This is a genomic window from Pseudomonas oryzihabitans NBRC 102199, from assembly GCF_000730625.1.
GTDB lineage: Bacteria > Pseudomonadota > Gammaproteobacteria > Pseudomonadales > Pseudomonadaceae > Chryseomonas > Chryseomonas oryzihabitans.
In genome coordinates this window covers 815077-839919 of the sequence record NZ_BBIT01000002.1, presented here as the reverse complement: position 1 = coordinate 839919, position 24843 = coordinate 815077, and the positions used below count along the sequence as shown (strand labels likewise).

The window sequence follows — 24843 nt, the reverse complement described above, 5'->3', positions numbered from 1 at the left end:
GTCTCTTCAGTAGCCCCGCTGGCGATCCACCAGACCCTGCATGGGCTCACCGCGCTGATGGCGGCGGATATTGTCCAGCAGCACGGTGAACGCCGTTTCCGGCACCGTCATGGCGCCCACGTGGGGCGTCAGCCAGATCCGCGGATGCTGCCAGAAGGGATGGTCGGCTGCCGGCGGTTCCGGCTCCACCACGTCCAGCACCGCCTGGCTCAGCTGACCGCTGTCCAGCGCCGCCAGCAGGTCGGCTTCCACCAGCTGGGCGCCACGGCCGAGGTTGATCAGGCTGGCGCCGCGGGGCAGGGCGGCGAACAGGCGGGCGTCGAGGAGGCCGCGGGTCTCCCCGGTCAGCGGCAGCAGGCAGATGAGGATCTCGCAATCGGCCAGGAACGCCGGCAGCTGCTCGGCGCCGGCATGGCAGCGCACCCCCGGCAGCTCATGGGGCGAGCGCGACCAGCCCGAGAGCTGGAAGCCGAAGGTGGCGAGCCGCTCCAGCACCGCCTGGCCGATCTGGCCCAGACCCAGCACGCCGACGCGTCTGTTGTTCGCCGTTACCAGGGCATGTTCCTGCCAGCGTCCCGCGGCCTGCTGGTCGAGATAGAGAGGCAACTGGCGATGCAGCGCCAGCACCATGAGGGTGGCGTACTCCACCATGCCGGCGACGATGCCGGGATCCAGCATCCGCACCACGGGCAGCGCTGGCGGCAACAGGTTCAGGTCGAACTGGTCGACGCCGGCCGAGGTGGCGAACAGCACCTCCAGGTTGGGAAAGCGGTTGGCCAGGTCTTCCGGCGGTTGCCAGCAGGCCAGGTAGCGGACTTCTTCGGGATTGCCCACGTCCGGCCACTGGCGGAAGGCGATATCGGGCGCGCGTTCCTGGAACAGGCGTCGCCAGGCCTGGCCACGTTCGGGATCGGCCTTGTAGAGCAGCGTCATGGGGAGGTCTCCGGCAAAGCTCAAGGATGGCGCAAGCGTGCGGTAGTTTGTCCCGAATTCTCCGCTGCCGCCGCCATGATCGGTGGTGCGGTGGAAACTGCGCCGCATCTGGGAAAAACGGCAGCTTCTGTGCCGGCCCAGGGCGCAAACGCCATAACCCCGGTGCCCTGCGAGTCGATACTGGCCGGGTCCGCGGCGCCCCTGCCGCGCCTCTCGACGTGAGGATCCGCCATGCCTTTGCTGCACTATTGCCAGCCGCCCGGTGACCGCCAGCTGCCCCGGGCGCTCCAGCCGCTGCACGATGATCCCCTGGCCGCCGGCCGCGAATTGCACCTGCACGATGGCCACCTGGGCTATGTGATGGGCAGCGCCGTCGCCCATTCCGCCGATTGCCGGCTGGACGACTACCCCTGGGTGGAAGTCAGCCTCATCGAGGCCGGGGAGTTGCAGCTGGAATGGGAGGGGAATGCCCTGCACCTCAAGGCCGGCGATGCCTTCATCCTGCCGCGTGGCCTGAGCTGCCGCTGGCGTCACGGCGGCGAATTGCGGCGTCTGTTCATGGCCTTTCCCGGCCGGGCCAGCGAAGGCCCCATGCCTCAGGCACCCGTGCTGCTGGATCCCTCGGCGCCGCGCGAACCCTCGCCGCCGCCAGCGGCCAGCGTACTGCTCAGTCCCGAGCCCACGGCCACCGGCTGCGACCTGTTCGAAAGCGGTGGCGGGGCCCTGCGGGTCGGGATGTGGGAGTGCACGGCCTATACGCGCAAGGCGGTGAGCAATCCCCACTGCGAGCTGATGCTGCTCTATGCCGGCGCCGTGACCCTCGCGGTCGAGGGCGAAGCGACCTGCACGGTCAACGCGGGCGAGGCGGTGCTGGTACCGGCTAATACGCCGATGGCCTGGGACAGTCGGGAGCGGGTGCGCAAGCTCTATTGCATCCTGCGCTGAGAAGAGGGCGCTCCGGCAGCGGGATGCTGGCGGAGCGTCGCGGCGAGGGGGGTCAGCCGGCCTTGATCAGGCTGCGCAGCGGCAGGGCGTTCTTGACCACCGGCGACTTGATGACGATGTAGCTGAAGTACTTCTCGATGCCGACGTTGCGGTCGAGGATGGATTCCATCAGCTCCTGGTAGTGGCCGATGCTGCTGCACATGAAGCGCAGCAGGTAGTCGTAGCCGCCGCTGATGAGGTGGCATTCGAGGATCTCGTCGACCCCGCGGATGAAGGACTCGAACTTCACGAAGTCGGCGCGCTTGTGGTCGGAAAGGGTGACCTCGGTGAAGACCGTCACCGAGTTGGCGATCTTGGCGAGGTTGACGTGGGCTTCGTAGCCGCTGATGTAGCCGGCCGCCTCCAGGCGCTTGACGCGCTGCAGGCAGGGACTGGGGGAGAGGCCCACGGCTTCGGCGAGACTGACATTGGTCATCCGGCCATCCTTCTGCAGTTGCACCAGGATGTTGATGTCGATGCGGTCCAGTTTTGTTGCGGCGTCCATCGTCGTTCCTCGCAGTCGTGAACGTCAGGCTAGGCACGCAGGGCGGTCTGATGCGCATGCACCAGGTCGGCGAGACTCGCGTACTCGCACCGCGTGCCATCCAGGGCCTGCCGTGAAAGGTTCCAGGGCCGCGAGCGATCACGGCGCAAGGTACACAGCGGAAAATCCACCAGGGGGTTCCAGGGGTCGTCCGGTTCGCTGCCTCTTATCGGCAGCAGATCCCCGCGCGCCAGGCCAAGCTCCTCCAGGGTGTTGTCCAGCGCCAGGCGCAGATCGCCGCCGCGGTTGGGGATCACGGCGGCGAACACCTCGGGCAGCCGCGCCGTGACCGCTGCGGCGTCGCCGTCATCGGGCGAGGCCAGCAACACCAATCGATAGAACTTGCTCAGGTACTGCAGCGCGCCCGGCGCATCCTCGAACACCGGCCAGCACGACGTGGCGTTTCCAAAGGCCACGCTGGCATCCAGGTCGGCTTCCTGCTGCAACTCTTGCGCCAGACGCTGGTGGATACGCAGGTGCAGACTGGTCTGGCTGGCGTTGGGCGTGGCCTGGCGCAACTCGCGGGCGAGGCGGTGATAGCTGCCGAGCAGCCAGTCGGGATGGGTGCTGAGGCCCGCCTGCGCCACAAGGGGGCGCAGGGCTTCGAGGATGCCCCCTTCGCGGTCGACGAGGGTGCCGTAGCAGGAAAAGCCTATGGCCTGGTAACGCGTGATTCTCATGGTCGGTTTCCCCTTGGCGCCGCTCTGCCGATGCCAGGCGGCGTTACGTTCAACCTCAGGCACCGGCCTGGGCGAGGGCTTGGCCGAACATGTGCAAGGCTTCGGCCAGTTGCGCCTCGGTGGTCACCAGCGGTGCCAGGAAGCGGATGACGTTGCGTTCGACACCGCACTTGATCACCAGCAGGCCCGCGTGGCGGGCGCCGTCGATGACCTGCTGGGCGAGGGCAGCGTCCGGGCTGTGGCCATCGGCGCCGACCATCTCCACCGCCAGCATGAAGCCGCGGCCGCGCACCTCGCCGATGCGTGGATGCCGTCGCTGCAGCGCGAGCAGACCGCTGCGCAGCTGCTCGCCGAGGGCGACGCCACGGGCGACCAGGTCCTCTTCCTCGAATACGTCCAGCACCGCCAGGGCCGCGGCGCAGGCCAGGGCGTTGCCGCCATAGGTGCCGCCGAGACCGCCGGGCAGGGGCGCGTCCATGATGGCGGCGCGCCCGACCACTCCGGAGAGCGGCAGGCCCCCGGCCAGGCTCTTGGCCACCGTCACCAGATCGGGCTGGACGCCGGTCTGCTGGAAGGCGAAGAGGCTGCCGGTGCGGCCGAAGCCGGTCTGGATCTCGTCGGCGATGAGCACGATGCCGTGCTGGTCGCAGAGGGCGCGCAGCGCCTGGAGGAATTCCACCGGCGCCGGGCGGAAGCCGCCGTCGCCCTGCACCGGTTCGATCAGAATCGCGGCCACCTGGTCGGGCGCGACCTGGGTGGCGAAGACCTCGCGCAAGCCGGCCAGGGCCTGCTGGCTGTCCACTCCGCGGAAGGCATCGGGGTAGGGCGCGTGGTAGATGTCACCGGGGAAGGGGCCGAAGTTCTGCTTGTAGGGCTGGGCGAAGCCGGTGAGGGTCACGCCGAGCAGGGTGCGACCGTGGAAGCCGCCGCGAAAGGCGATCACTCCGGGCCTTTTGGTGTGGGCGCGGGCGATCTTGATGGCATTTTCCACGGCTTCGGCGCCGGAGGTCAGCAGCAGCGTCTTGTAGGCTTCGCCGTTGCCGATGAGGGTGTTGAGACGATTGGCCAGCTCCAGGTAGGGCTCGTAGGCCATTACCTGGAAGCTGGCGTGGGAGATCTCCCCGACCTGACGGCGCACGGCCTCCACCACCCGTGGGTGGTTGTGACCGACATTGAGCACGCCGATGCCGCCGACGAAATCGAGGTAGCGGCGACCGTCCACGTCCCAGACTTCGCTGCCCTGGGCGCGGGCCACCACGACGGGATGGGCGGTGATGATGCCGCGGGGAACGCCTTGTTCGCGAAGACCCAGCAGGCGGTCGGTGGCTTTGGCAGCGGAATTCATGCAGCGATACTCCAGGCAGGGGCGAGAGTTCCAGCCTACGCAGGCCGCAGGGTCGGTAACGCTGAAGTTGCCGGCCCCGGCATCGTGATCGGCTGTTTTGCTTGGGGGTGGCGGCATTTTCGGTTGCCTGCCGCCGGTGGCTTTCAGTCGAGGCCGCCGAGGTGCCAGGCTTTCACTTCCAGGTACTCGTCCAGCCCCAGGTGCGAGCCTTCGCGGCCCAGGCCGGATTGCTTCACTCCCCCGAAGGGCGCGACCTCCATCGACAGGGTGCCGGTGTTGAGCGCCACCATGCCGAATTCCAGCTGCTCGCCGACACGCCAGGCGCGGCGCAGGTCCTGGGTGTAGTAGTAGGCGCCCAGGCCATAGGGCGTGGCATTGGCCAGCGCCAGCGCCTCGGCTTCGTCGCGGAAGCGGAACAGCGGCGCCACCGGGCCGAAGGTCTCCTCGCGGGCCAGCAGCATGTCCGCCGTGGCGCCGGTAAGCACCGTGGGGGCGACGAACTGGTCGCGACCGCTGGGCAAGCCGCCGAACAGGGCCTTGGCGCCCAGGGTCAGGGCGTCGTCGACATGACGCGCGACCTTGTCCACCGCCAGGCGATTGATCAGCGGACCGAGGGTCACGCCGGCCTCCAGGCCGTTGCCCACCTTGAACTTGGCCACCTCGGCAGCGAGCCGCTCGGCGAAACGGTCGTGGATGCCGTCCTGCACCAGGATGCGGTTGGCGCAGACGCAGGTCTGGCCGGCGTTGCGGAATTTGCTCTGCAGCACCCCGGCGATGGCGAGATCCAGGTCGGCGTCATCGAAGACGATGAAGGGCGCATTGCCGCCCAGTTCCATGCTGGTGCGCTTCACCGTGGCCGCGCACTGTGCCAGCAGCAGCTGGCCGATGCGTGTGGAGCCGGTAAAGGACAGCTTGCGCACCGCCGGATTGCCGGTCAGTTCACCGCCGATGCCGGCGGGCATCCCGGTGACCACGTTGAATACGCCGGGCGGAAAGCCGGCGCGATCGGCCAGTTCGGCCAGCGCCAGGGCCGACAGCGGGGTGAGATCCGAGGGCTTGATCACCACCGGGCAGCCGGCGGCGAGCGCCGGGGCGGCCTTGCGGGTGATCATGGCGTTGGGGAAATTCCATGGGGTGATGGCGGCAGCGACCCCCACCGGTTGCCGCAGCACCAGCACCCGGCGATCCCGGGCCGGTGCGGGCAGGATATCGCCAAAGCTGCGTCGGGCTTCCTCGGCGAACCATTTGACGAAGCTGGCGCCATAGGCGATCTCGCCACGGGCCTCGGCCAGCGGCTTGCCCTGTTCCAGGGTCATCAGTAGGGCCAGGTCTTCCTGGTGCTCCAGCATCAGCGCATGCCAGCGCTCCAGCAGCGCGGCGCGTTCGGCGGCCGGACGCTCGCGCCAGGCCGGCCAGGCCGCTTCCGCCGCGGCGATGGCACGGGCGGTTTCCCCAGCCTCCAGGGCGGCGACCTGGGCGAGGGTCTCGCCGGTGGCGGGGTTGTCCACGGCAAAGGTGGCGCCGTTGTCGGCGGCGATCCAGTGGCCGTCGACATAGGCGGAAGCTTTGAACAGGCGGGGATCCCGCAGATCGAGGTGCAGCGGCATGGTGGCGCTCCCAGTGGCAGGTCAGGCCCTGAGTCTAGGGAGGGGTGGCGGTGGCGAATGCCGAAATCGACCGCTGTGACCCGGCGCCGAACGCGTTCGCGGCGACGTTGCCGCACTTTCTGCGGTGGCTTCCTGGCCTGCCGCTACTGAGGGTCAGCGCCCGCGTCCAGCCCCTTCACCGCCAGGTCGAGGAAGTTGGCCAGCGCCTGGAGGCGGGCACTGCGCTGTTTGCGGGCGGGGACCAGGAGGGTGATGGGCGCGCTGTCGAAGCGCCACTCCGGCAGCAGCCGGACCAGGGCGCCGCGTGCGATGGCATCGGCGACGTCCCACTGGGAACGCAGCACGATGCCCAGACCCTGTTCGGCCCAGCGTCGGGCCACGCTGCCATCGTTGGTGAGCAGCGCCGGTTCGATGCGCAGCGTCTGGCGCTCCTGGTCGTTGCGCAGTTGCCAGAGGGTCACGTCCTCGTCGTTCTCGCGGATGCAGATGCAGCGGTGCTGCAGCAGCGCCCTGGGCCCCTGCGGCAGGCCGTGCTGCTCCAGGTAGGTCGGACTGGCGCACAGCCAGCGTTCGTTGTGGGCCAGGGTCTTGGCGATCCAGGAGCTGTCGTCGATGGCGCCGATATGAATGACCGCATCGCTGTCGTGCCGGTCGGGCCAGGGGGTCTCGCGCAGGTCCAGTTGCAGGCGTAGCTGCGGATGCAACACGGCGAAGCGCGCCAGCAGCGGGGCGATGCGCTGGCGGCCGTAGCCGAAGGGCGCGGCGAGGCGCAGGGTGCCCACCAGCTGCCGATCCTGGCGGGCGAAGGTGTCGGGCAAGGCCTCCAGACGTTCGAGCAGTTCGCTGCATTGCTGGGCGAAGCGCTCGCCGTCGGGGGTCAGACTCAGCCGCCGGGCATCGCGATTGGCCAGGGCCACCCCCAGCCGTGCCTCCAGCTTGCGCAGGCGGGTAGAGAGCGCGGGCGGCGACACGTTGAGGGCGCGCGCCGCCGCGCTGAGGGAATCACAGCGGGCCAGGAGTACCACCAGGCGCAGGTCTTCAATGGCGATCATTAATCTGGACTAAAGGAATGCATCAGCAGGATTGAATCACAGGTTAACGAAGGGCGGCTACAGTTCGCCCATTGCCCACCGGTCGAGTCCTTGCCATGACCCTTTCCCTGCTCACCCTCGATACCCCTGCCGCGCTCATCGACGAAGCTCGGATGATGCACAACATCCACCTCATGCAGGCGCGCATGGACGCCCTCGGCGTCCGCCTGCGGCCCCATGTGAAGACCAGCAAGAGCGAGGCGGTCATCCGCCGGCAACTGGCGGCGGGCGCCCAGGGCGTGACCGTCTCCACTCTCCAGGAGGCCGAAGCCTGTTTCGCCCTGGGCATCACCGACGTGCTCTACGCCGTGGCCATTGCCCCGGCGCGGCTGGAACAGGTCAGCACGCTGCGGCGGCAGGGTTGTCGGCTAGGCATCCTGACCGACAGCCTGGCCGGGGCCCAGGCCATCGTCGCGGCCGGCCAGCGCTACGACGAAGCCTTCGAGGTCTGGCTGGAGATCGACTGCGATGGACATCGCGCGGGCCTGCAACCGGACGATCCCCGGCTGGTGCAGATCGCCGAGCTGCTGAGCGCGGGTGGCATGCGCCTGGCGGGGGTGCTCACCCATGCCGGCTCCAGCTACGAGCTGGACGACCCCCAGGCGCTGCAGGCCCTGGCCGAGCAGGAGCGCGCCTGTTGCGTGGCGGCGGCCGAGCGGCTGCGTGCCCAGGGCCTGGCCTGTCCGCAGGTCAGTATTGGCTCGACGCCCACGGCGCTGTCGGCCCTGGATCTGACCGGGGTTACCGAGGTCCGCGCCGGGGTCTACGTCTTCCAGGACCTAGTGATGCATAACGTCGGCATCTGCCAGGCCGAGGATCTGGCGCTGAGCGTCCTGACCACGGTGATCGGCCATCAGGTGGAGAAAGGCTGGGTGCTGGTGGACGCCGGCTGGATGGCCCTCAGTCGCGACCGGGGCACCCAGCGGCAGCGGCGTGACTTCAGCTATGGCCAGGTCTGCACCCTGGACGGCCGCTGGCTCGAAGGGGCCCTGCTGACCGGTGCCAACCAGGAGCATGGCATCGTCAGCTTCGCCGGGGGCTGCCCAGATGATCTGGAGCAGCGCTTCCCGGTGGGCAGCCGCCTGCGCATCCTGCCCAACCATGCCTGCGCCACCGGCGGCCAGTTCGAGCGCTATCACGCCGTGGACGCCAGCGGCGCGGTCACCCCCTGGAGTCGCCTGCATGGCCGCTGATACGCGTTTCATCCAGACCGCGGCCGCGGCGCTACCGGGCGGCCACTATTCCCAGGCGGTGGCCTACCAGGGGCTGCTCCATGTATCCGGGCAACTGCCGGTACGACCCGACGGCAGCCATGCGGTCGCGGCGAGTTTCGCTGAGCAGGCCCAGATCGCCCTGGACAACCTCTGCGCCATCCTGGCCGCGGCAGGGCGGGGGCCGCAGGATCTGCTCAAGGTGACCGTCTATGTTGTCGGCATCGAGCACTGGCCTACCTTCGACCGCCTCTATGCCGGATTCCTGGGCGAACACTGGCCGGCGCGGGCGGTGGTGCCGGTGCCGCAGTTGCACCATGGTTATCTCGTCGAGATCGAGGCGCTGGCGCGCGCCGACTGATCGCCCGTCGCCATCTGGGAGCTCCCCTCATGCTGCTGGACCCTTCGTTGCAAACGTTGATCGATCCCCAAGTGACCCGCTGCTGTTATCTCGCCGGCCGCTGGGTGCCGGTGCCTGGCGCCGCCCGCGCCACGGTGACGGATCCCGCGACCGAACGCGCGCTCGCCGAGGTGGCCCTTGGCGGCGCCGCGGAAGTCGACCAGGCGGTGCAGGCCGCCCGCGGCGCCTTCGACGCCTGGTCCGGGCAGACGCCGGCCGCTCGCGCCCAACGGCTGGAGCGCCTGCAGACCCTGCTGGCACAGCGTGCCGACACCTTCGCCCAGGTGATTTCACGGGAGATGGGTGCGCCCCTCGCCGCGGCCCGGGCCCTGCAGGTGCCCCTGGCCCTGGAACACCTGCGCGTGGCACGCGAGGTGGTGAGCGACTACGCCTTCGAGCGCGCCGACGGTGCCTTGCGTCTCAGGCGTGAGCCCATCGGCGTCTGCGCGCTCATCACGCCCTGGAACTGGCCGCTCTACCAGATCACCGCCAAGGTCGCGCCGGCGCTGGCCGCCGGCTGCACGGTGGTGCTCAAGCCCAGTGAACTGGCCCCGCTGAGCGCCCTGCTGTTCGCCCAGGCGGTTCATGACGCGGGGATCCCGGCGGGGGTGTTCAACCTGGTCAACGGCGACGGCCCCACCGTCGGCGCGGCGCTGGCCGAGCATCCCGATGTCGACATGATTTCCATCACCGGCTCCAATCGCGCCGGGGTCCTGGTGGCCCAGGCCGCCGCCCTTACGGTCAAGCGCGTGACCCAGGAGCTGGGCGGCAAGTCGCCCAACCTGCTGCTGCCCGATACCGATCTGCCGGAGGCGGTGGCCAAGGGCGTGCTGGCGGCCTTCCGCAACAGCGGCCAATCCTGCAGCGCGCCGACGCGGATGCTGGTGCCTCAGGCCCGGCTGACCGAGGTGGAGCGCCTGGCGGCAGCCACCGTGGCGGGCCTCGTGGTCGGTGACCCCCAGGCGCCCGCGACGACCCTCGGCCCGCTGGCCAATGGCGCCCAGTTCGCCCGGGTGCAGGCGCTGATCGAGAGCGGTCTGGCAGAGGGCGCCAGGCTGGTCTGCGGCGGACCGGGGCGCCCGGATGGCTGCACCACCGGCTTCTATGCGCGCCCCACGGTGTTTTCGGCGGTCACCTCGGGGATGCGCATCGCCCAGGAGGAAATCTTCGGGCCGGTGCTCTGCCTGCTGCCCTACAGCTCGCTCGACCAGGCCATCGCCATCGCCAACGACAGCCGCTATGGCCTCAGCGCCCACGTCCAGGGTCGGGACCCTGACCAGGTCGCCGCGGTAGCGGCCCGTCTGCGCGCCGGGCAGGTCCATCTCAACTATCCGGCCTGGAACCCCTGGGCACCCTTCGGCGGCTACAAGCGTTCCGGCAACGGGCGCGAATATGGCGTCCACGGCCTGGAGGAGTACCTGGAGACCAAGGCGATCCTCGGCCACTGAGGGTGTCAGGCGAACAGCGGATTGTCCCTGAGCGCCGCCACCGCCAGGTCGATGAAGGCCCGTACCTTGGCCGGTGCCTGGCGGCCTTCGGGGTAAATGAGGTGGATCGGCAGCGGCACTTCCTCGTGCTCGGCGAGGACGATCTGCAGCGTGCCTTCGGCCAGGGCCGGCGCGATCTGGTAGTGCAGGACCCGGGTGAGGCCGCGACCGGCCCTGGCCGCGCTGATGGCGGCCTCGTTGGTGTTGCAGTGCAGCAGCGGATCGACGCTCACCCGTTGCCCACCGGCAAAGCGCCATTCCGGTGATGACCAGGCGCTGTGGGACACCAGGATGCGGTGCTCACGCAGCGCGGCAGGGGTAGCGGGCACGCCCTGGGCCTGCAGATAGGCGGGGGCGGCGCAGACCACCCGGCGCACGCGGCCGACCTGGATGGCGGTGAAGCCCGAATCGGGCAGGTGACCGATGCGCAGGGCGACGTCCATCCCTTCCTCGACGATGTTCACCGGCCGGTCGACGAAGAAGGTGCGGGCGCGCATCTGCGGATAGCGTTCGAGATAGTCCAGCAGCAGCGGCAGCACGTGCAGCTGCCCGAACAGCAGCGGGGCGGTGATGGTCAGGGTGCCGACCGGCTTGGCGTAGTGGCCGGCCGCGGCCAGCTCCGCCTCGGCGATGTCGGCGAGGATGCGTCGGCAATCCTGCAGGTAGCGGGCGCCGGCTTCGGTGGGCCTGACCGAACGGGTGGTGCGCACCAGCAGGCGCGCGCCGACCAGCTCCTCCAGCGCCGCCACCAGGCGGGTCACCGCCGGTGCGCTCAGGTGCAGCTCCCGGGCGGTACGGGCGAAACTCTCGGTTTCCGCCACCTTCACGAACACGCGCATCGCCTGCCAACGATCCATCTGCCTCGCCGTCCTGTCTTGTCGACCAGGCTCCATGGTAGTCAACTTCAGGCGGCACGGATCACAGATCGAGCTCCAGGCGGTCGGTGCCAGCCGCCGGCACCGCGCAGCACAGCAACGCCTCGCCGTCGGCGACCCGCGCCACTGGCTCCCGCGCATAGGTGACGGCACCACCGAGCAGCCGTGTCCGGCAGCTGCCGCAATGACCTTCGCGGCAGCTGAAGGCGGGGTCGAGGCCTCGGGCTTCGGCCAGCTCCAGCAGCGAGCCCGCTGCAGGTGTCCAGCGCGCTTCCTTGAGCGAGGCGGTGAAGACCACCGGCACGCTGTCCGTGGCCGCGGCTGGACGCACGGGAGCCGCCGCTTCCAGGGGCTGAATGCGGCGCAGCGCCGCCGGGCCGAAGGCTTCGGCATGGATGCGGGCGTCCTCGATGCCGTAACCACGCAGGCCGTCGTACAGTGCCTGGGTGAAGGCCGCAGGGCCGCAGAGGTAGAAGGTGTGATCGCCGAAGGGCAGGAAGCGGCCCAGCACGCCCAGGTCGATCCGTCCGGCCACCTCGTAGTCGGTATCCGCCACGGCCCCGCGGGTATCGCTCAGCGCCCGCACCAGGCGCAGCGAGCCTCCGGCGGTGGCCACCAATTCGGCCAGTTCCGCATCGAAGGCGCGCTCGGCCTTCGACCGGGCGCCGTAGAAGAGGGTGATCGGGCGCTGGCGCTGGGTCCGGCGTCCTTCGTGGACCAGGTGCCTGAGCATCGCCAGCAGCGGGGTGATGCCGATGCCGGCCGCCAGCAGAACCAGGGACTGGTCGGCGGCGGTCAGGGTGAACTCTCCCGCCGGCGGACGCGTGTCGAGCAGATCGCCCTCGCGCAGCCGGTCGTGCAGCCAGGTGGACACCAGCCCCTCGCGCTTGACGCTGATGCGGTAGTGCCCGTCGGCCGGCGCGCTGGAGAGGCTATAGCTACGCAGCGCCGGGGCCTGGCCGGCGACTGGAGTGAGGCGTACCGGCAGGAACTGGCCGGCCTGGGCGGGCGGCAAGGCGGTGCCGTCCGCCGCGGCGAGATGGAGGGAGCGGATGGTGGCGCTCTCCTCGACGATGCGGATGACGCGCAAGGGTCGCCAGCGGTTGCCGAGTTCACGGCTCAGCAGGCGCTCGCGCGCCTGCGCCCAGCTGCCGGTCAGCTGGTTGCTGTCCGACTCGCCCCCGGCCCGCGCCTGCCAGCGCAGGGTCAGGGTGCCGCGGCGACGGACGATACGTTGCGGGCGAAAGGTCCAGAGGCGTTCGGCGCCCTCGAAGGCGGCGATCTCCGGCGAGTCGAACAGCACCTCGGCGGTGCCGCTCAACTGCAGCAGGTCGCCGCGCTCGTCGTCGACGAACAGCAGTCCGGCCTGGCCGTTGACGGCGATGTTGCCCAGGGTGTTGAAGAACAGGTTGCCGTTGAAGTCGGGAATGGTCAGCACGCCCTCGGCATCCACCCGGACGAAGCCCGGCTTGCCGCCACGGTGGGAAACGTCCACCCGGCGCCGGCCCTCCTGCTCGGCATAGGAGGCGACGAAGAAGATATCGGTCCCTTCGATCAGCTGGCGTGCCGCCTCATCCAGCGTCTCCAGGGGTTCGACGGCCGGAGCGGGCGTCTGATCCGGTGGTTGGTTGGGTTGCAGGTCGCGCAGCTGGATGTAGCGCGGGCAGTTGCCGAAGCTCTGGTCCACGGTCAGCCGCAGGCCCCGGGGCGTCAGCTCGACCTCGCCATTGACGCGGTTGCGCCGCCGAGTGTGCAGCTCGATGCCCAGCAATCCCACGGCGGCGCCATCCGCCAGGCCGGTGCCGGCCGGATCCCCTGCCGCTAGGCTGGCCGTGATGTCCAGCCGCGTTGGCGTCGGAGCGCTGACGAAGCCCGGCGCGCCTTCCAGGATCGTCGCCCAGGCCGCGCCGGTCGCATCCACGCTACCCAGCACCAGGAAGGGCAGTTGCTGGTAGAAGGCGCGATGCTGGTCGGGCATGAAGCTGCGGATCACCCGCGGGCCGACCTCGGCCATCCGCTGGCGGACGCCGACGCGCTCCTGCAGGGCGGTTTCGCCGGGGTGCCAGGTGGGCAGAGCGTTCAGGGGCGTGCTCATCGAGGTGGCTCCTCGCGATGGGGGAAGGCGGGTGACCCAGCTGCTTCAGGCGCGCAGACCGGCAGCCGTCTGCGGGAAGGGCACGAAGCCCGGCAGGGCTTCCAGCCGCTGCAGGAAGGCTCGCACAGCGATGTAGGGCGCCAGGTCCACGTTGCCTTCCGGCGCTCCGGCCAGATAGCTGTAGAGGGCGACGTCGGCGATGGTCGGGTGATCGGCGGCCAGCCAGTCGCGGTTGGCCAGATGGACTTCCAAGCGCGCCAACAGGACATGGGCGCGGGCGATGACTTCCTCGGGATTCAGGCGGGAACCGAATACCGTGATCAGCCGCGCCGCTGCCGGGCCATAGGCCAGTTCGCCCGCGGCCACCGACAGCCAGCGCTGGACGGCGGCGGCCCCGGCCGGGTCTTCCGGCAGCCAGTCGGTGCGGCCCAGTTTCTTCGCCAGGTAGACGAGGATGGCGTTGGAGTCGGCGACGATCACGCCATCGTCCTCCAGCACCGGCACCTGGCCGAAGGGGTTGAGGGCGAGGAACGCCGGGGTGCGGTGCTCGCCGGCCGCGAGGTCGACCTCGACCATTTCGGGCGCGAGGCCCAGCAACGAGGCGAACAGCACGGCGCGATGGGCATGACCGGATAACGGCAGGTGGTAGAGCTTCATGATCCAACTCCTGGCAGGCATCGGGCCGAGGGTGGTCCCGATTCGTGCTGCCAGCTTGGGGTCAGAGCGCTTTCGTGGGAATCGGCCTTCTCGTCAGTTCAGCATTCCGCAAAATGGAATGATCAGGTTAGGTTCTGTACGAAAAGTCGCCGAGCGAAGGTCAGGCGAGGCCTAGGCGGCCCCACGAAAAAGGCTGAGGAAGCGGACCGGGCTCGCGCTCGAGTTTACGACCGGTAAATGAGCATTGCGACCGGGCTGGCGATCCAGGCCTTTTTCAACGAAGCATCACCGAGCGCAGGCACATTTCGTACAGGACCTAGCGACAAGCGAAGGCCAGCACCCGCCCCAACATGGCATCGCAGCCGTCCAGCTGCGCCTGGGTGACGAATTCGTCGGGCTTGTGCCCCTGGGTCATGCTGCCGGGGCCGCAGACCACGGTGGGGATGCCGGCCGCGGCGAACAGACCGCCTTCGGTGCCGAAGGCCACCGTGCCGAAGTCGTGGGAGCCACAGAATTGCGCGACCCATTCGGCCGCCTCGCTTTCGACGGCGGTATCCAGGCCGGGATAGCTCGACAGCTCGGTAAAGCGGATGGCGCTCTGACCGCTGATGGCGCGCATGGCCGGCAGCAGCGTCGCCTCGGCATGGGCCTGGAGCTGGTGGATCGCCTGATAGGGATCCTGGGCGGGCAGGGCGCGGATCTCGAAATCGAAGGTGCAGTCCTCTGGCACGACGTTCAGCGCCTGGCCGCCGGTGATCAGGCCGGTCTGCACCGTGGAGAAGGGCGGATCGAAGCGTGGATCCTGGTCTTCCGAGGCCTTGAGCGCCTCGCCGAGCCGGCCGAGTTCGACGACCAGACGCGCGGCGTATTCGACGGCATTGACGCCCTCGGGCGCATAGGCCGAATGACAGGCCGCGCCGTGCACCTGGCAGCGCATGGCCACCTTGCCCTTGTGGCCGAGCACGGGCTTGAGCTCGGTGGGTTCGCCGATCAGGCACAGCAGCGGCTTGACCGGGCGCTGGGCCAGCTGGTCCAGCAGGCTACGCACGCCGAGGCAGCCGACTTCCTCGTCATAGGACAGCGCCAGGTGCAGCGGGCGGCGCAGGGCCGCGCGGCTGGCCGCGGGCACTAGCGCCAGCAGGCAGGCCAGAAAGCCCTTCATGTCGGCAGTGCCGCGGCCATAGAGCCTGCCTTCTTCTTCACTGAGTTCGAAGGCGGGGCGGGTCCAGGCCTGGCCGTCCACCGGCACCACGTCGGTATGGCCCGAGAGCACGATGCCCGGTACGTCCGCCGGCCCCAGGGTGGCGAAGAGATTGGCCTTGGTGCCCTCGGCGTTATGGATCAGTTCGTAGGGTACGCCGAAGCCATCCAGGTAGCCGGCGACGAAGTCGATCAGTGCCAGGTTGGATTCGCGACTGGTGGTGTCGAAGGCCACCAGCTGCGCCAGCAACTCCTGGCTGGCGCTCATCGGTCGTCTCCCGGCACGCCGTAGCCGGGGGCGAGATCCGGACGCACCGCGCGGTCGAGATAGTCCTGCAACTGGGGTTCATAGGCGCGCCACAGGGCCGCCAGCTCGCCAATGGGGTCGGTCTCGGCCCAGTCGACGCGCAGATTGACGATGGGCCAGCTGGGCTCGCCCACCACCAGCAGCGCCGCCGAATGCACCGGACCGGCCTCGCCACCGGCGGCCATCGCCGCCTGCATGGCCAGCAACAGGCGCTCGGCGAGGGCGCCCTGGGTGGCTTCGAAGCTCGCCACCAGCGCCTCCACCACCGCGGGGCTGGCCAGCATGTTGCCGGCGCCCACGCAGTTCAGGCCGCTCAAGGCCTGGTGCACGCCCAGGGTATGGGCACCGCTGTGATGGGCACTGCGGCCCTGGGCGTCGATGACGGTCACCTGGCGATATTCGGCGTAGCCATCGCCGGCCAGGCTCTCGGCCAGGGCCGCGGCGGGTGTCAGACCTTGCGCCAGGCGCTCCAGGGTGCGCGGTCCCAGGGCTGGCAGGGTTATGTTCTGCGAGCTGACCGCGCCGACACCGGGCTGCAGCCAGGGGCAGCGGGCGCCCACGGCGATGCTCGACGAACTGATGGCGATGCCGAACCGGCCGGTGGCGGCGCAGCGGGCGGTAAGGGAAAAGGTCATGGCGGCGCCTCAGTCGGGGATCACGGCGATGACGTCGATCTCCATCAGCCACTGGGGCTGCCCCAGGGCGGATACCACCAGACCGGTGGAGATGGGGAAGATGCCCTTGAGCCACTTGCCGACCTCCTGGTACACCGGCTCGCGATAGCGCGGATCGGTCAGGTAGGTGGTGGTCTTGACGATATGGCTGAGGTCGCTGCCGGCTTCTTCCAGCAGTTGCTTGACGTTCTTCATCGCCTGCTCGGCCTGGGCGCGGGGATCGCCCAGCCCGACCAGCTTGCCGTCGAAATCGGTGCCCACCTGACCGCGCACATAGACGGTGTTGCCGGCACGCACGGCCTGGCAGAGGTCGTTGTCCAGGCTCTGGTTGGGGTAGGTGTCCTTGGTGTTGAACATGCGGATGCGGGTATGGGTCGGGGTGGCCATGCGGGGAGTCTCCGGATCTCGATAAGGGCGTCAGGCGCTACGCGACTGCTGGGTGTGGACGGTCGTCTCGACGCTCGGGCGGTAGTCCTGGTAGCGGCGCTGGATGGCGATCTGGTCGGCCACATGGCGGGCGTCGTGCCAGCAGCCCCAGATGAAGGCCGAGCCGCGGCGGCTGAGCCAGGGCAGACCGACGAAGTAGATGCCCGGCTCGGCGCCGACCCCGCGTTGATGTTTGGGCTTGCCGTTGTCGCCAAAGGTATCCACCTGTAGCCAGCTGAAATCGGTGGCGTAGCCGGTGGCCCAGATCACCGAGCTGACGCCCGCGGCCTGGAGGTCCAGTTCCCTGAGCGGTTCGCGGATGCAGGCGGCGTCCGCCACCCGTTCGCGGGCTGAGGGCTCTTCGGGCAGGTCAAGGCCATGGCGGGCGGCATAGGCGTCCGCGGCGTCGAGCAGGGACAGGTAGTTGGCGTCGCCGGCGTCGAGGTTCTGCTTGAGGTCCGGGCGGAAGCGCACGACACCGTCGGTGAAGGTGTCGGTGAGGCCCACCAGGGTCATGCCGGCCTGGGCCAGGCGGCGGAAATCCACGGTATGGCCGCCGCGGGCGCCACTCACGGCGATGGTCACGTGTTCGCGACCCGGCTGCATGGTCTCGGTATCCCACAGGCCGAGCACGCCCAGCCACCAGCAGAAGTCGCGACCGCGATAGGCCCGCGGCGGCCGGTCGTGGGGGCCGACGGAGAGATAGACGCGCTTGCCGGCGCGCAGCAATTCCTCGGCGATCTGCACCCCCGAGGAGCCGGCGCCCACCACCAGCACTGCGCCGTCGGGCAGTTGCTGGGGATTGAAGTAATGGGCGGAGTGGATCTGGTAGAGCCGCTCGTCCGTTGGTGCGATGGCCGGGATCACCGGCTTCTGGAAGGGGCCGGTGGCCACCACCACCCGCTGGGCATTCAAGCTGCCCGCCGAGGTTTCCACCAGAAAGCCCGCCTGGCCGGTCTGGCGGGTCACCCGGGTGACGGCGACGCCGGTGCGGATGGGCGCGCCGATCTGCCGGGCATAGGTCTCGAAGTAGGCGGCGATCTCGTCCTTGCCGGGAAAGCCATCCGGCGGAGTCTGGAATTCCAGCCCGGGGAAGCGGTCATGCCAGGCCGGACCGTTGGCCACCAGGGAATCCCAGCGACCGGTGCGCCAGGCTTCGGCGATGCGGTTCTTTTCCAGCACCAGGTGCTCGATGCCGAGGCGCCCCAGGTGCTCGCTCATGGCGACGCCGGCTTGGCCAGCGCCTATCACCAGGGTGTCGATCGTGGTCGGTAATGTGGACATGAGGGTACCCTTCGGCCGCTCCGCAGGGCGCGGCCGTCATCTAAGCAGTAGGAAGGCGGAGCGCAGAGGCTCCGCGACGATCAATCCAGCACGGAGGGGTCCTGCTGGATCATCAGTTCTTTCATCTCGGCGAAGTGCTGCTCGGAGAAGTCGGTGATGCCTTCCCAGGCGCGGGCGGTCTTTTCGGCGACCTCGGCGGACAGCACCTTGAGCGGCTGGCCGGTGGACCAGGCGGTGACCAGGATCTGGCAGGCCCGCTCCAGGGTCCAGATGTCGTCGAAGGCCTGGCCGATGGTGGGGGCGATCACCATGACGCCGTGATTGCCCATCAGCAGCCGCTGCTTGCCATCCAGCAACCCGGCCAGGCGCGCGCCCTCGGCCTCGGTGTCGGCCATGCCGCCGTAGAGTTCGTCCACCGCGATACGGTTGAAGTAGCGCGCGGTATTCTGGTCGATAGGCGGCACCTCGGGCCTGGCCAGGCAGGCCACCGCCGTGGTGTAGACCGGGTGCAGGTGGAGCACCACCCGGGCCTCCGGCAGCAGGCGATGGATCTGCCCGTGGATCGACCAGGCCGTCCGATCCACGTCCGGCCGCTCGGCGCCCTGCGGATCGTCCGCATCGAGCAGCAGCAGGTCACTGGCGCGGATGCGCGAGAAGTGCTTCCACTTCGGATTGATCAGGAAGCGCTTGCCGTCGGCGGAGACGGCGGCGCTGAAGTGGTTGGCGACGGCTTCGTGCATGCCGAGGTGGGCGATGACGCGAAAGGTCGCCGCCAGATCGATGCGCAGCCGTTCCTCGTGAGAAAGTGCCATGGTCGTGACTCCGTAAGGCTCAGGGCTTGGGCATCAGGGCGGCGATGTCCGCCTCGGTGGGCGCCTGGAAGTTGTATTTCTTCAGCAGCGCGGCGTACTCCGGGGTGGCGCTGTATTGCTTGAGTGCATCCACCAGGGCGGTCTTGACCGCGTCGTTGCCCTTTTTCACGCCAAAGCCGTTGAGCACCGGATAGATCAGGGTGTCCGAGGAGATCACCACGCGATTGCCGAGCTTTTCCACCAGGCCACGGGCCACGGCGGCGTCGGTGATCTGCGCCTCCACGGCCTTGGACAGCAGTGCCTGGGTGGTCTGGGGATCGGTGCCGTATTCGCTCACGGCGATGGGCTTGAGGCCGTTCTTCACGCAGTACTCGTCGGACAGCTTGTGCAGCTGCTGCAGCCAGGAGGTGGCGCCCATGGAACCGATCTTGTGGCCGCAGAAGTCTTCCGGCTTCTTGGGCTGATAGCTGCTGCCCTTTAGCGCGATGATCGACTCGCCGCTCTTCAGGTAGGGGATCATGTCGATCACCTTGAGGCGGTCCGCGGTGATGTACATCGAGGAGTTGGTGATGTCGAAGCGGCCACCCTGCAGCCCGGTGATGAGGTTGGGGAAGCGGGTGTCGATCGTCTCCACGGAGCGGCCCATGAACTTCGCCAGGCCGTCGACGAATTCGATGTCGAAGCCGGCCGGCTTGTTGTCCTGCACGTATTCGTAGGGGAAGAAGGTCAGGTCGGAACCGGCGACCAGCTTGCCCGGCTGCAGGAAGTCGGCCGAGGCCAGGCTGGAGACCAGCGCCAGGCCGGCGCCCAGTACGGCGGTGGAGAGGATGCGAAGCGAGGCGCTGCTGAATCTTTGCATGGCGAAACTCCTTGAGCGGTAGGAAAGATCAAACGGCAGCCTGGTCGAGCCCGGCCTGCTGGACGAAGAAGGACGCGCCGCGGGGTTTCTGCGGCAGCCGCACGCTGTTGGCCACGCTGCGCACCAGTCCGCTTTCCTGGCCGGCCACCAGCACCCCGGCGTGCTCGCTGGGCAGCGGATTCTCGCCAAAGGGCAGGGCGTCCTCGGCGGCGTAGACGCTGATGAACAGGGTGCGCGGCAGTTCGGTCTGGTTGGGGCTGGAGGCGTGCAGCAGGCGGGTGTGCATGAAGCACACCGAGCCGGCCGGGCCAAAGCAGGCGACGGGCTCGCCGCAATGCTCGGCCACCACGTTGTCGTCGACCGCGCCGGTGAAACGACCGTCCTGCCAGTGCGACCAGAGCGGACCCCGGTGGCTGCCGGGGATGACGGTGAGGGGACCGTTCTCCGGGGTCACCTCGCTCACCATCAGCAGCGCGGTGACCACGTCATCATTGCTGTGGGGCGTGAACAGGAAATCCTGGTGCCACTTCACCTGGGTGGCGGTGTGCGGCAGCTTCGAATTGATCTTGCTGTGGTGGAATCTCGTGCCGCTGCCGCCGATCAGTTGAGCCGCGACCTGGGCCATCCGCGAGGTGAAGGCGACCTGGCGATAGGCCGCGGAGATTTCGGTCGGCGAGCTGACCCGACGCAGGGAGGGGTGGTCGGGACGGTGGTCCAGCTCCACGTCGAAGCGGGCCCGGCCGTCCTGGGTCTCGCCCCAGGCCTCGGTGTGGCTCCGACTGTCTTCCACCCAGCGTTCGAAGTCGCTCTGCAGGGCGGCGATCTCCGCGGCCGTCAGCAGGTTCTCGACCACCAGGTAGCCGTCTCGGTGGAAGCTGTCTATTTGCGCTTGCTCGATCATCTCTGTTCTCCAGAAGCCAAGGGTGGGGGTCAAGCCAGGGACACGTCCTTGAGGAAGGCCTCGACGCGCGGATGCTGGCCGTTACGCAGTACCGCGGGCGCGTCGTCGCAGACCACGCGGCCCTTTTCCATGAACACGATGCGGTCCGAGACCTTGAAGGCGAAGTTCATCTCGTGGGTGACGATCACCATGGTGATGCCCTCCTGGGCCAGGGCCTCGATCACCTGCAGCACCTCGTTGACCTTTTCCGGATCCAGCGCCGAGGTGGGCTCGTCGAACAGCATGATCTGCGGTCGCATCATCAGCGCCCGGGCGATGGCCACGCGCTGCTGCTGGCCACCGGACAGCTGGTGCGGATACTTCCAGGCGTGGTCGAGCATCCCGACCTTGTGCAGCAGGGCATAGGCCTGCTGCTTGAGCGCCGCGGGAGCATCCAGGCGGTGATAGCGCGGCGCGAGCAGCAGGTTGTCCAGCACCGTGAGGTGGGGAAAGAGGTTGAAGCTCTGGAACACCATGCCGATGTCCAGGCGATGCTCGCTGTGCTCGACGAAGCGGGGCTTCTGGGCGCCGTCCTTGTGCAGGTGGATGAAGGGCTGGCCGTTGATGCGGATCTCGCCGTTGTCCAGTTGCTCCAGGCCGTTGAGCAGGCGGATCAGGGTGGTCTTGCCCGAGCCCGATGGGCCGATCACCGAGACCACCTCGCCGGGCTGGATGCGCAGGTTGACCGAACCCAGCACCTCGACGTCGTTGTAGGCCTTGTGCAGCCGCGCCGCCTGCAGCGCCGGGATGCCGGCATCCCACTGCGGCCTGGCGCTGGCGGTCGAGGCCTGGTTGGCCAGGGCCAGCACCTGGGCATCGGGGGTCCGCACCACCTTGCGCTGGGTGACGTCGAGAAAGCGCTCCAGGCGTTTGAGCAGGAAGTCGAACAGGGTGACGATCAGCACGTAGTAGAAGGCCACCGCCACCATGGTGTCCATGACCAGGAAGTTCTGCGAATAGAGCCGCTGGCCGACCATCAGGATCTCGGTGAGGGAGATCACCGAGACCAGCGAGCTGAGCTTGACGATGGAGATGTATTCGTTGGCCAGCGACGGCAGGGCCACGCGCAGGGCCTGGGGGATGACGATGCGCCACTGGGTGCCGAGAAAGCGCAGGCCCAGCGCCCGGGCCGCCTCGCCCTGGCCCTTGGGAATCGACAGCAGGCCGCCGCGGTGGATCTCGGCGACATAGGCCGTTTCGCTGATGACCAGGCCGATCAGGCCGGCCCAGAAGGGATCCGCGAGCACCACCGAGGTCGCCGGCAGCGCCTGGGGCAGGTTGTAGATGAAGATCAGCAGCACCAGCAGCGGCACGCTGCGAAAGAACCAGATGTAACCGCGAGCAGGCAGGCTGAGCGCCGGATACCGTGACTGTTTCGCCAGGGCGATGAAGAAGCCCAGGGCGATGCTGATGATCCAGGTGAGGGTGCTGAGTTTGATGACCGTCCAGGTTGCCAGCCAGAATTGAGTGTCGCCAATGAGGCTGAACATGTAGTTCCAGTCGAAAGTCATGGTGAGCCAACCCGTCGCCATTTCAAAGAAAGTGCGAACTTTCCTGAAGCGTTCGCACTGTTGCCAGGAACAGAATTGGCGTCCGCCAGACTCATCGTCAATTAACAAATTACAGGTCGTTGCATAGGCTTTTCCTAAGTAGTGGAAGGCGGCATCTTGTTCTGCGCGCTATACGCCCCAAGGCAGGGCAAGATGCAATCATAAGCACTCGAAGTGCAGTCTTTTGGTGCGTTTTAACCCGTGCGGCAGGGGCTTTCGTCGGCACGTCACAGCGCGTGCAGCACCGCTAAAGGCGGGCCGCGCGGTGGCATTCAGGCGGATGGCATGGCTTTCGCTTCGGCAGATTGCTCTATGCAGATATGCGTTCTGCAAAGTTTTATCCTATGGATGAGCCATGACGCGTTTTACCCTGAGGCAACTTCGCTATTTCGTCGCGGTGGTCGAGGAAGACAGCATCGTCGAGGCCGCGCGACAACTGCATATATCCCAGCCGTCGATCTCCGTCGCCATCAAGAACCTCGAAGAAAGTTTCGAGCAGAAGTTGTTTATTCGCCATCACGCCCAGGGCGTTTCGCTCACCGCCAGTGGCCGTCGGCTGTATGAAAAGGCCAAGGAACTGTTGCGGCTGTCCCAGGAACTGGAACAGAACGCCAAGGCGGAAAACGAGCTGGTTTCGGGCACCGTGGCCATCGGCTGCTTCGAATCCGCGGCGCCGCTCTATCTGCCCAAGCTGGTCGCAGGTTTCAAGCGGCTCTATCCCGAGATCACCATCCAGCTGCACGATGGCGAGCAGCACGAATTGATGCACGGGGTGCACCGCGGACGCTTCGACCTGGTGTTTCTCTACGACCTGGAGCTGGGTGATTCCATCACCAAGGAAAAGCTCAATGCACCGCACAAGCCCTATGCGCTGTTGCCCATCGCCCATCCCCTGGCCGGCAAGAAGGCGGTGACCCTCAAGGAGCTGAGTCGCGAGCCCATGATCCTGCTGGACGTGGTGCCCAGCCGTAACTACTTCATCGACATCTTCAGGGAGAAGGGCTACCACCCCAACGTGGCCTACAGCTCGCCCTCCATCGAGATGGTGCGCTGCATGGTGGGGCAGGGCCTGGGCTTTTCCGTGCTGGTCACCCGGCCGACCACCGACCTGACCTACGACGGCAAGCGCCTGGCCCAGGTCAACATCCACGACGACATGCCGGCCTCCACCTTCATCATGGCCTACCTGCGCAACAACGAACCGACCAAGGCGACGCGGCTGTTCATGGACTACTGCCGGAGCGTCGATCTCTCGCCTGCGCCCGCGGAAACCCTGGTGGGCTGACGCCCATGCTGGCCACTGCCCAGCTTTCGGGCGAAAGCGCAGGGAATAGACGGCTCCGGACTGGTCCTGGATGATCCATGTAAAGTAGAATCAATATCATCTAAGCATCGACGAGCAGGTAGCACCCGTCATGAGTGATATGGCTCTCGCGTCCACGCGTCACCTTCATCGGCTCTATCTCGACCACAGCGGGTGGCTGCAGGCCTGGTTGCGCCGGCGGCTGGGCAGCGAATGGGATGCGGCCGATCTCAGCCAGGAAGCCTTTCTGCGGCTGTTGCGCAATCCCGAAGTGCTCGGTGAACTGCAGGAGCCGCGGGCCTATCTGGTGACCATCGGCAAACGCCTGCTGATCAATTTCCAGCGGCGCAAAAGCCTCGAGCAGGCCTACCTCGATGCCCTGATGGCATTGCCCGAAGCCTGCGTGCCGTCGCCCGAGCAGCGTTGGCTGCTGCTGGAAACCCTGCAGGCGCTGGACGAGCTGCTCGATGGCCTGCCCGCCGCGGTGCGGCGGGCCTTCCTGCTCAGCCAGCTCGAGGACCTCACCTACCGCGAGATCGCCGAACGCCTGCACGTCTCCGAGCGCACCATCAAGAGATACATGGCGCAGGCCTACGAGCATTGCCTGCTGGCGGAGTTGTGCTGAGCGGCCAGGACCGGCGGCGGCGGGCGATCCGCGAGGCCGCGGAATGGCTGGCGCTGCTGGAGTCCGGCGCCGCCGGCGAGCGCGAGCGGCAGCAGCTGCAGGCGTGGCGCCAGGCCCATCCCGAGCACGAGCGCGCCTGGCAGGCGGCCCTGCAGCTGCAACAGCGCTTCGCCGCGGTGCCGTCGCGGCTGGCCATGGCCAGTCTGCAGCCGGCCGAGCGCACTCGGCGTACCGCCCTGCGCCAGTTGCTGGGCCTGGCGGTGGTGGTACCGACCGGCTGGTGGCTGAGCCGGGAATTGCCGCTGGACGCCTGGACCGCCGATCTCAGTACCGCCACGGGCGAACGCCGCAGCCTGACCCTGGCGGATGGCAGCCTGCTGCAACTCAATACCGCGACCGCCGTGGACCTGGATCAGACCCGGCGGCGCCTGACCCTGGTGCGCGGCGAGCTCTCGCTGCGCGTACCCGGTACCCAGGCGCTGACGCTGGATACCCGCTTCGGCACCCTGACGGTGGAACAGGCCGAGGTCTGCGTGCAGCAGGACGATGAAGGCTGCGACGTGCGCGTGGTCAGCGGCAGCGTCGAGGTGCGGCCGCTGATGGGCCTCGGGCTGGCGTTGGGCAAGGGCCAGCAGTTGCGCCTGAGTACCCTGGGCATCGGCGCCATCGAGCCGTTTTCGCCGACCCTGCTGAGCTGGCGCCAGGGCGTGCTGATCGCCCAGGACCAACCCCTGGGCGAATTCCTGCAGCAATTCAGTCGCTATCGTCCTGGCCTGCTGCGCTGGGATCCCGCGGTGGCCAATCTCAGGGTCACCGGCAGCTTCCAGCTGGCCGATACCGACCGGGTACTGACGCTGCTGGCCGCGACGCTGCCGGTGGAACTGCAGTGGCGTACCCGCTTCTGGGTGACCCTGATACCCCGTTCGGTCACCGTCTGAAAAAAGTCTGTCCCCT

At 68.0% G+C, this 24843-nt stretch carries 24 protein-coding genes; 7 read left to right on the top strand and 17 right to left on the bottom strand.

All coding sequences use genetic code 11. The annotated features are described in order from the left end of the window. Positions 1–6: 6 nt before the first annotated feature. Positions 7–933, bottom strand: coding sequence for a 2-hydroxyacid dehydrogenase (locus POR01S_RS05295; RefSeq protein WP_042134257.1), 927 nt, complete (start codon positions 931–933; stop codon positions 7–9). Between the two features lie 231 nt (positions 934–1164). Between POR01S_RS05295 and POR01S_RS05290 the strand changes: the two genes are divergently transcribed. Continuing rightward, positions 1165–1878: a cupin domain-containing protein gene (locus POR01S_RS05290; RefSeq protein WP_042134255.1), complete on the top strand. Its 714-nt coding sequence runs from the start codon at positions 1165–1167 to the stop codon at positions 1876–1878. A gap of 52 nt (positions 1879–1930) precedes the next feature. Here POR01S_RS05290 and POR01S_RS05285 read toward each other — a convergent pair whose 3' ends face one another. From POR01S_RS05285 to POR01S_RS05265, 5 genes are all read right to left on the bottom strand, one after another. Further along, on the bottom strand, positions 1931–2422 hold the full coding sequence (locus tag POR01S_RS05285) for an Lrp/AsnC family transcriptional regulator (protein WP_007161776.1): 492 nt from the start codon (positions 2420–2422) through the stop codon (positions 1931–1933). 29 nt (positions 2423–2451) lie between these two features. Beyond that, entirely contained in the window at positions 2452–3141 is a 690-nt protein-coding gene (locus tag POR01S_RS05280) for an HAD family hydrolase (RefSeq protein WP_042134253.1), read from the bottom strand. Positions 3142–3196: 55 nt separating this feature from the next. Further along, positions 3197–4486, bottom strand: a complete 1290-nt coding sequence (gene gabT / locus POR01S_RS05275; RefSeq protein WP_042134251.1) for a 4-aminobutyrate--2-oxoglutarate transaminase — start codon at positions 4484–4486, stop codon at positions 3197–3199. Positions 4487–4629: 143 nt separating this feature from the next. Beyond that, positions 4630–6093 carry an NAD-dependent succinate-semialdehyde dehydrogenase gene (locus POR01S_RS05270; RefSeq protein ID WP_042134249.1) on the bottom strand — a complete coding sequence of 488 codons (1464 nt, stop codon included), beginning with the start codon at positions 6091–6093 and terminating at the stop codon, positions 4630–4632. Positions 6094–6236: 143 nt separating this feature from the next. Next, positions 6237–7145, bottom strand: a complete 909-nt coding sequence (locus POR01S_RS05265; RefSeq protein ID WP_027599293.1) for a LysR family transcriptional regulator — start codon at positions 7143–7145, stop codon at positions 6237–6239. 95 nt (positions 7146–7240) lie between these two features. On the opposite strand from POR01S_RS05265, the gene POR01S_RS05260 reads away from it, so the two are divergent. The 3 genes from POR01S_RS05260 to POR01S_RS05250 are packed head-to-tail and all read left to right on the top strand — an operon-like array spanning position 7241 to position 10243. After that, positions 7241–8377, top strand: a complete 1137-nt coding sequence (locus POR01S_RS05260) for a DSD1 family PLP-dependent enzyme (RefSeq protein WP_042134247.1) — start codon at positions 7241–7243, stop codon at positions 8375–8377. After that, a complete protein-coding gene (locus tag POR01S_RS05255; RefSeq protein ID WP_042134245.1) occupies positions 8367–8756 on the top strand; it encodes a RidA family protein in 390 nt (129 codons plus the stop codon). Before POR01S_RS05260 ends, POR01S_RS05255 begins: the two co-directional genes overlap by 11 nt. 29 nt (positions 8757–8785) lie before the next feature. Continuing rightward, positions 8786–10243: an aldehyde dehydrogenase family protein gene (locus tag POR01S_RS05250; protein ID WP_042134242.1), complete on the top strand. Its 1458-nt coding sequence runs from the start codon at positions 8786–8788 to the stop codon at positions 10241–10243. Positions 10244–10248: 5 nt separating this feature from the next. Here POR01S_RS05250 and POR01S_RS05245 read toward each other — a convergent pair whose 3' ends face one another. The 11 genes from POR01S_RS05245 to POR01S_RS05195 all read right to left on the bottom strand — a co-directional run bounded on the left by POR01S_RS05245 (position 10249) and on the right by POR01S_RS05195 (position 21922). Then, a complete protein-coding gene (locus tag POR01S_RS05245; RefSeq protein ID WP_042134241.1) occupies positions 10249–11139 on the bottom strand; it encodes a LysR family transcriptional regulator in 891 nt (296 codons plus the stop codon). Positions 11140–11200: 61 nt separating this feature from the next. After that, a complete protein-coding gene (locus POR01S_RS05240; RefSeq protein WP_042134239.1) occupies positions 11201–13252 on the bottom strand; it encodes a 2Fe-2S iron-sulfur cluster-binding protein in 2052 nt (683 codons plus the stop codon). Between the two features lie 45 nt (positions 13253–13297). Further along, positions 13298–13909, bottom strand: coding sequence for a glutathione S-transferase family protein (locus POR01S_RS05235; RefSeq protein ID WP_042134237.1), 612 nt, complete (start codon positions 13907–13909; stop codon positions 13298–13300). A gap of 316 nt (positions 13910–14225) precedes the next feature. After that, positions 14226–15377: an acetylornithine deacetylase gene (argE, locus tag POR01S_RS05230; protein ID WP_042134235.1), complete on the bottom strand. Its 1152-nt coding sequence runs from the start codon at positions 15375–15377 to the stop codon at positions 14226–14228. Continuing rightward, entirely contained in the window at positions 15374–16051 is a 678-nt protein-coding gene (locus tag POR01S_RS05225) for a DUF1028 domain-containing protein (protein ID WP_042134232.1), read from the bottom strand. The genes argE and POR01S_RS05225 overlap by 4 nt, the downstream gene beginning before the upstream one ends. 9 nt (positions 16052–16060) lie before the next feature. Next, positions 16061–16477, bottom strand: a complete 417-nt coding sequence (locus tag POR01S_RS05220) for a RidA family protein (protein WP_042134230.1) — start codon at positions 16475–16477, stop codon at positions 16061–16063. A 30-nt stretch (positions 16478–16507) separates the two neighbouring features. Beyond that, complete coding sequence (locus tag POR01S_RS05215) at positions 16508–17800, bottom strand: flavin-containing monooxygenase (protein ID WP_042134228.1); 1293 nt, start codon at positions 17798–17800, stop codon at positions 16508–16510. 80 nt (positions 17801–17880) lie between these two features. Beyond that, complete coding sequence (locus POR01S_RS05210; protein WP_042134226.1) at positions 17881–18612, bottom strand: class II aldolase and adducin N-terminal domain-containing protein; 732 nt, start codon at positions 18610–18612, stop codon at positions 17881–17883. A gap of 19 nt (positions 18613–18631) precedes the next feature. Further along, on the bottom strand, positions 18632–19471 hold the full coding sequence (locus tag POR01S_RS05205) for an ABC transporter substrate-binding protein (RefSeq protein ID WP_027599304.1): 840 nt from the start codon (positions 19469–19471) through the stop codon (positions 18632–18634). A 28-nt stretch (positions 19472–19499) separates the two neighbouring features. Then, complete coding sequence (locus tag POR01S_RS05200) at positions 19500–20372, bottom strand: phytanoyl-CoA dioxygenase family protein (RefSeq protein WP_042134224.1); 873 nt, start codon at positions 20370–20372, stop codon at positions 19500–19502. Positions 20373–20401: 29 nt separating this feature from the next. After that, entirely contained in the window at positions 20402–21922 is a 1521-nt protein-coding gene (locus POR01S_RS05195) for an amino acid ABC transporter permease/ATP-binding protein (RefSeq protein ID WP_042134454.1), read from the bottom strand. A gap of 394 nt (positions 21923–22316) precedes the next feature. On the opposite strand from POR01S_RS05195, the gene POR01S_RS05190 reads away from it, so the two are divergent. The 3 genes from POR01S_RS05190 to POR01S_RS05180 all read left to right on the top strand — a co-directional run bounded on the left by POR01S_RS05190 (position 22317) and on the right by POR01S_RS05180 (position 24827). Further along, positions 22317–23246 (top strand): LysR family transcriptional regulator, encoded by a 930-nt coding sequence (locus tag POR01S_RS05190; protein WP_042134222.1) that lies wholly within the window; start codon positions 22317–22319, stop codon positions 23244–23246. Between the two features lie 130 nt (positions 23247–23376). After that, complete coding sequence (locus POR01S_RS05185; protein WP_027599308.1) at positions 23377–23889, top strand: sigma-70 family RNA polymerase sigma factor; 513 nt, start codon at positions 23377–23379, stop codon at positions 23887–23889. After that, entirely contained in the window at positions 23883–24827 is a 945-nt protein-coding gene (locus POR01S_RS05180) for a FecR domain-containing protein (protein ID WP_042134220.1), read from the top strand. The genes POR01S_RS05185 and POR01S_RS05180 overlap by 7 nt, the downstream gene beginning before the upstream one ends. Positions 24828–24843 lie beyond the last annotated feature (16 nt).

Excerpts from the sequence above, each read along its gene's own strand:
- POR01S_RS05190 (WP_042134222.1), top strand. The coding sequence starts at position 22,317 with ATGACGCGTTTTACCCTGAGGCAACTTCGCTATTTCGTCGCGGTGGTC.
- POR01S_RS05205 (WP_027599304.1), bottom strand. The coding sequence starts at position 19,471 with ATGCAAAGATTCAGCAGCGCCTCGCTTCGCATCCTCTCCACCGCCGTA.
- POR01S_RS05285 (WP_007161776.1), bottom strand. The coding sequence starts at position 2,422 with ATGGACGCCGCAACAAAACTGGACCGCATCGACATCAACATCCTGGTG.
- POR01S_RS05215 (WP_042134228.1), bottom strand. The coding sequence starts at position 17,800 with ATGTCCACATTACCGACCACGATCGACACCCTGGTGATAGGCGCTGGC.
- argE (WP_042134235.1), bottom strand. The coding sequence starts at position 15,377 with ATGAGCGCCAGCCAGGAGTTGCTGGCGCAGCTGGTGGCCTTCGACACC.
- POR01S_RS05235 (WP_042134237.1), bottom strand. The coding sequence starts at position 13,909 with ATGAAGCTCTACCACCTGCCGTTATCCGGTCATGCCCATCGCGCCGTG.
- POR01S_RS05270 (WP_042134249.1), bottom strand. The coding sequence starts at position 6,093 with ATGCCGCTGCACCTCGATCTGCGGGATCCCCGCCTGTTCAAAGCTTCC.
- POR01S_RS05250 (WP_042134242.1), top strand. The coding sequence starts at position 8,786 with ATGCTGCTGGACCCTTCGTTGCAAACGTTGATCGATCCCCAAGTGACC.
- POR01S_RS05255 (WP_042134245.1), top strand. The coding sequence starts at position 8,367 with ATGGCCGCTGATACGCGTTTCATCCAGACCGCGGCCGCGGCGCTACCG.
- POR01S_RS05185 (WP_027599308.1), top strand. The coding sequence starts at position 23,377 with ATGAGTGATATGGCTCTCGCGTCCACGCGTCACCTTCATCGGCTCTAT.
- POR01S_RS05280 (WP_042134253.1), bottom strand. The coding sequence starts at position 3,141 with ATGAGAATCACGCGTTACCAGGCCATAGGCTTTTCCTGCTACGGCACC.
- POR01S_RS05295 (WP_042134257.1), bottom strand. The coding sequence starts at position 933 with ATGACGCTGCTCTACAAGGCCGATCCCGAACGTGGCCAGGCCTGGCGA.
- POR01S_RS05240 (WP_042134239.1), bottom strand. The coding sequence starts at position 13,252 with ATGAGCACGCCCCTGAACGCTCTGCCCACCTGGCACCCCGGCGAAACC.
- POR01S_RS05265 (WP_027599293.1), bottom strand. The coding sequence starts at position 7,145 with ATGATCGCCATTGAAGACCTGCGCCTGGTGGTACTCCTGGCCCGCTGT.
- POR01S_RS05245 (WP_042134241.1), bottom strand. The coding sequence starts at position 11,139 with ATGGATCGTTGGCAGGCGATGCGCGTGTTCGTGAAGGTGGCGGAAACC.
- POR01S_RS05290 (WP_042134255.1), top strand. The coding sequence starts at position 1,165 with ATGCCTTTGCTGCACTATTGCCAGCCGCCCGGTGACCGCCAGCTGCCC.
- POR01S_RS05225 (WP_042134232.1), bottom strand. The coding sequence starts at position 16,051 with ATGACCTTTTCCCTTACCGCCCGCTGCGCCGCCACCGGCCGGTTCGGC.
- POR01S_RS05210 (WP_042134226.1), bottom strand. The coding sequence starts at position 18,612 with ATGGCACTTTCTCACGAGGAACGGCTGCGCATCGATCTGGCGGCGACC.
- gabT (WP_042134251.1), bottom strand. The coding sequence starts at position 4,486 with ATGAATTCCGCTGCCAAAGCCACCGACCGCCTGCTGGGTCTTCGCGAA.
- POR01S_RS05195 (WP_042134454.1), bottom strand. The coding sequence starts at position 21,922 with ATGACTTTCGACTGGAACTACATGTTCAGCCTCATTGGCGACACTCAA.
- POR01S_RS05220 (WP_042134230.1), bottom strand. The coding sequence starts at position 16,477 with ATGGCCACCCCGACCCATACCCGCATCCGCATGTTCAACACCAAGGAC.
- POR01S_RS05260 (WP_042134247.1), top strand. The coding sequence starts at position 7,241 with ATGACCCTTTCCCTGCTCACCCTCGATACCCCTGCCGCGCTCATCGAC.
- POR01S_RS05200 (WP_042134224.1), bottom strand. The coding sequence starts at position 20,372 with ATGATCGAGCAAGCGCAAATAGACAGCTTCCACCGAGACGGCTACCTG.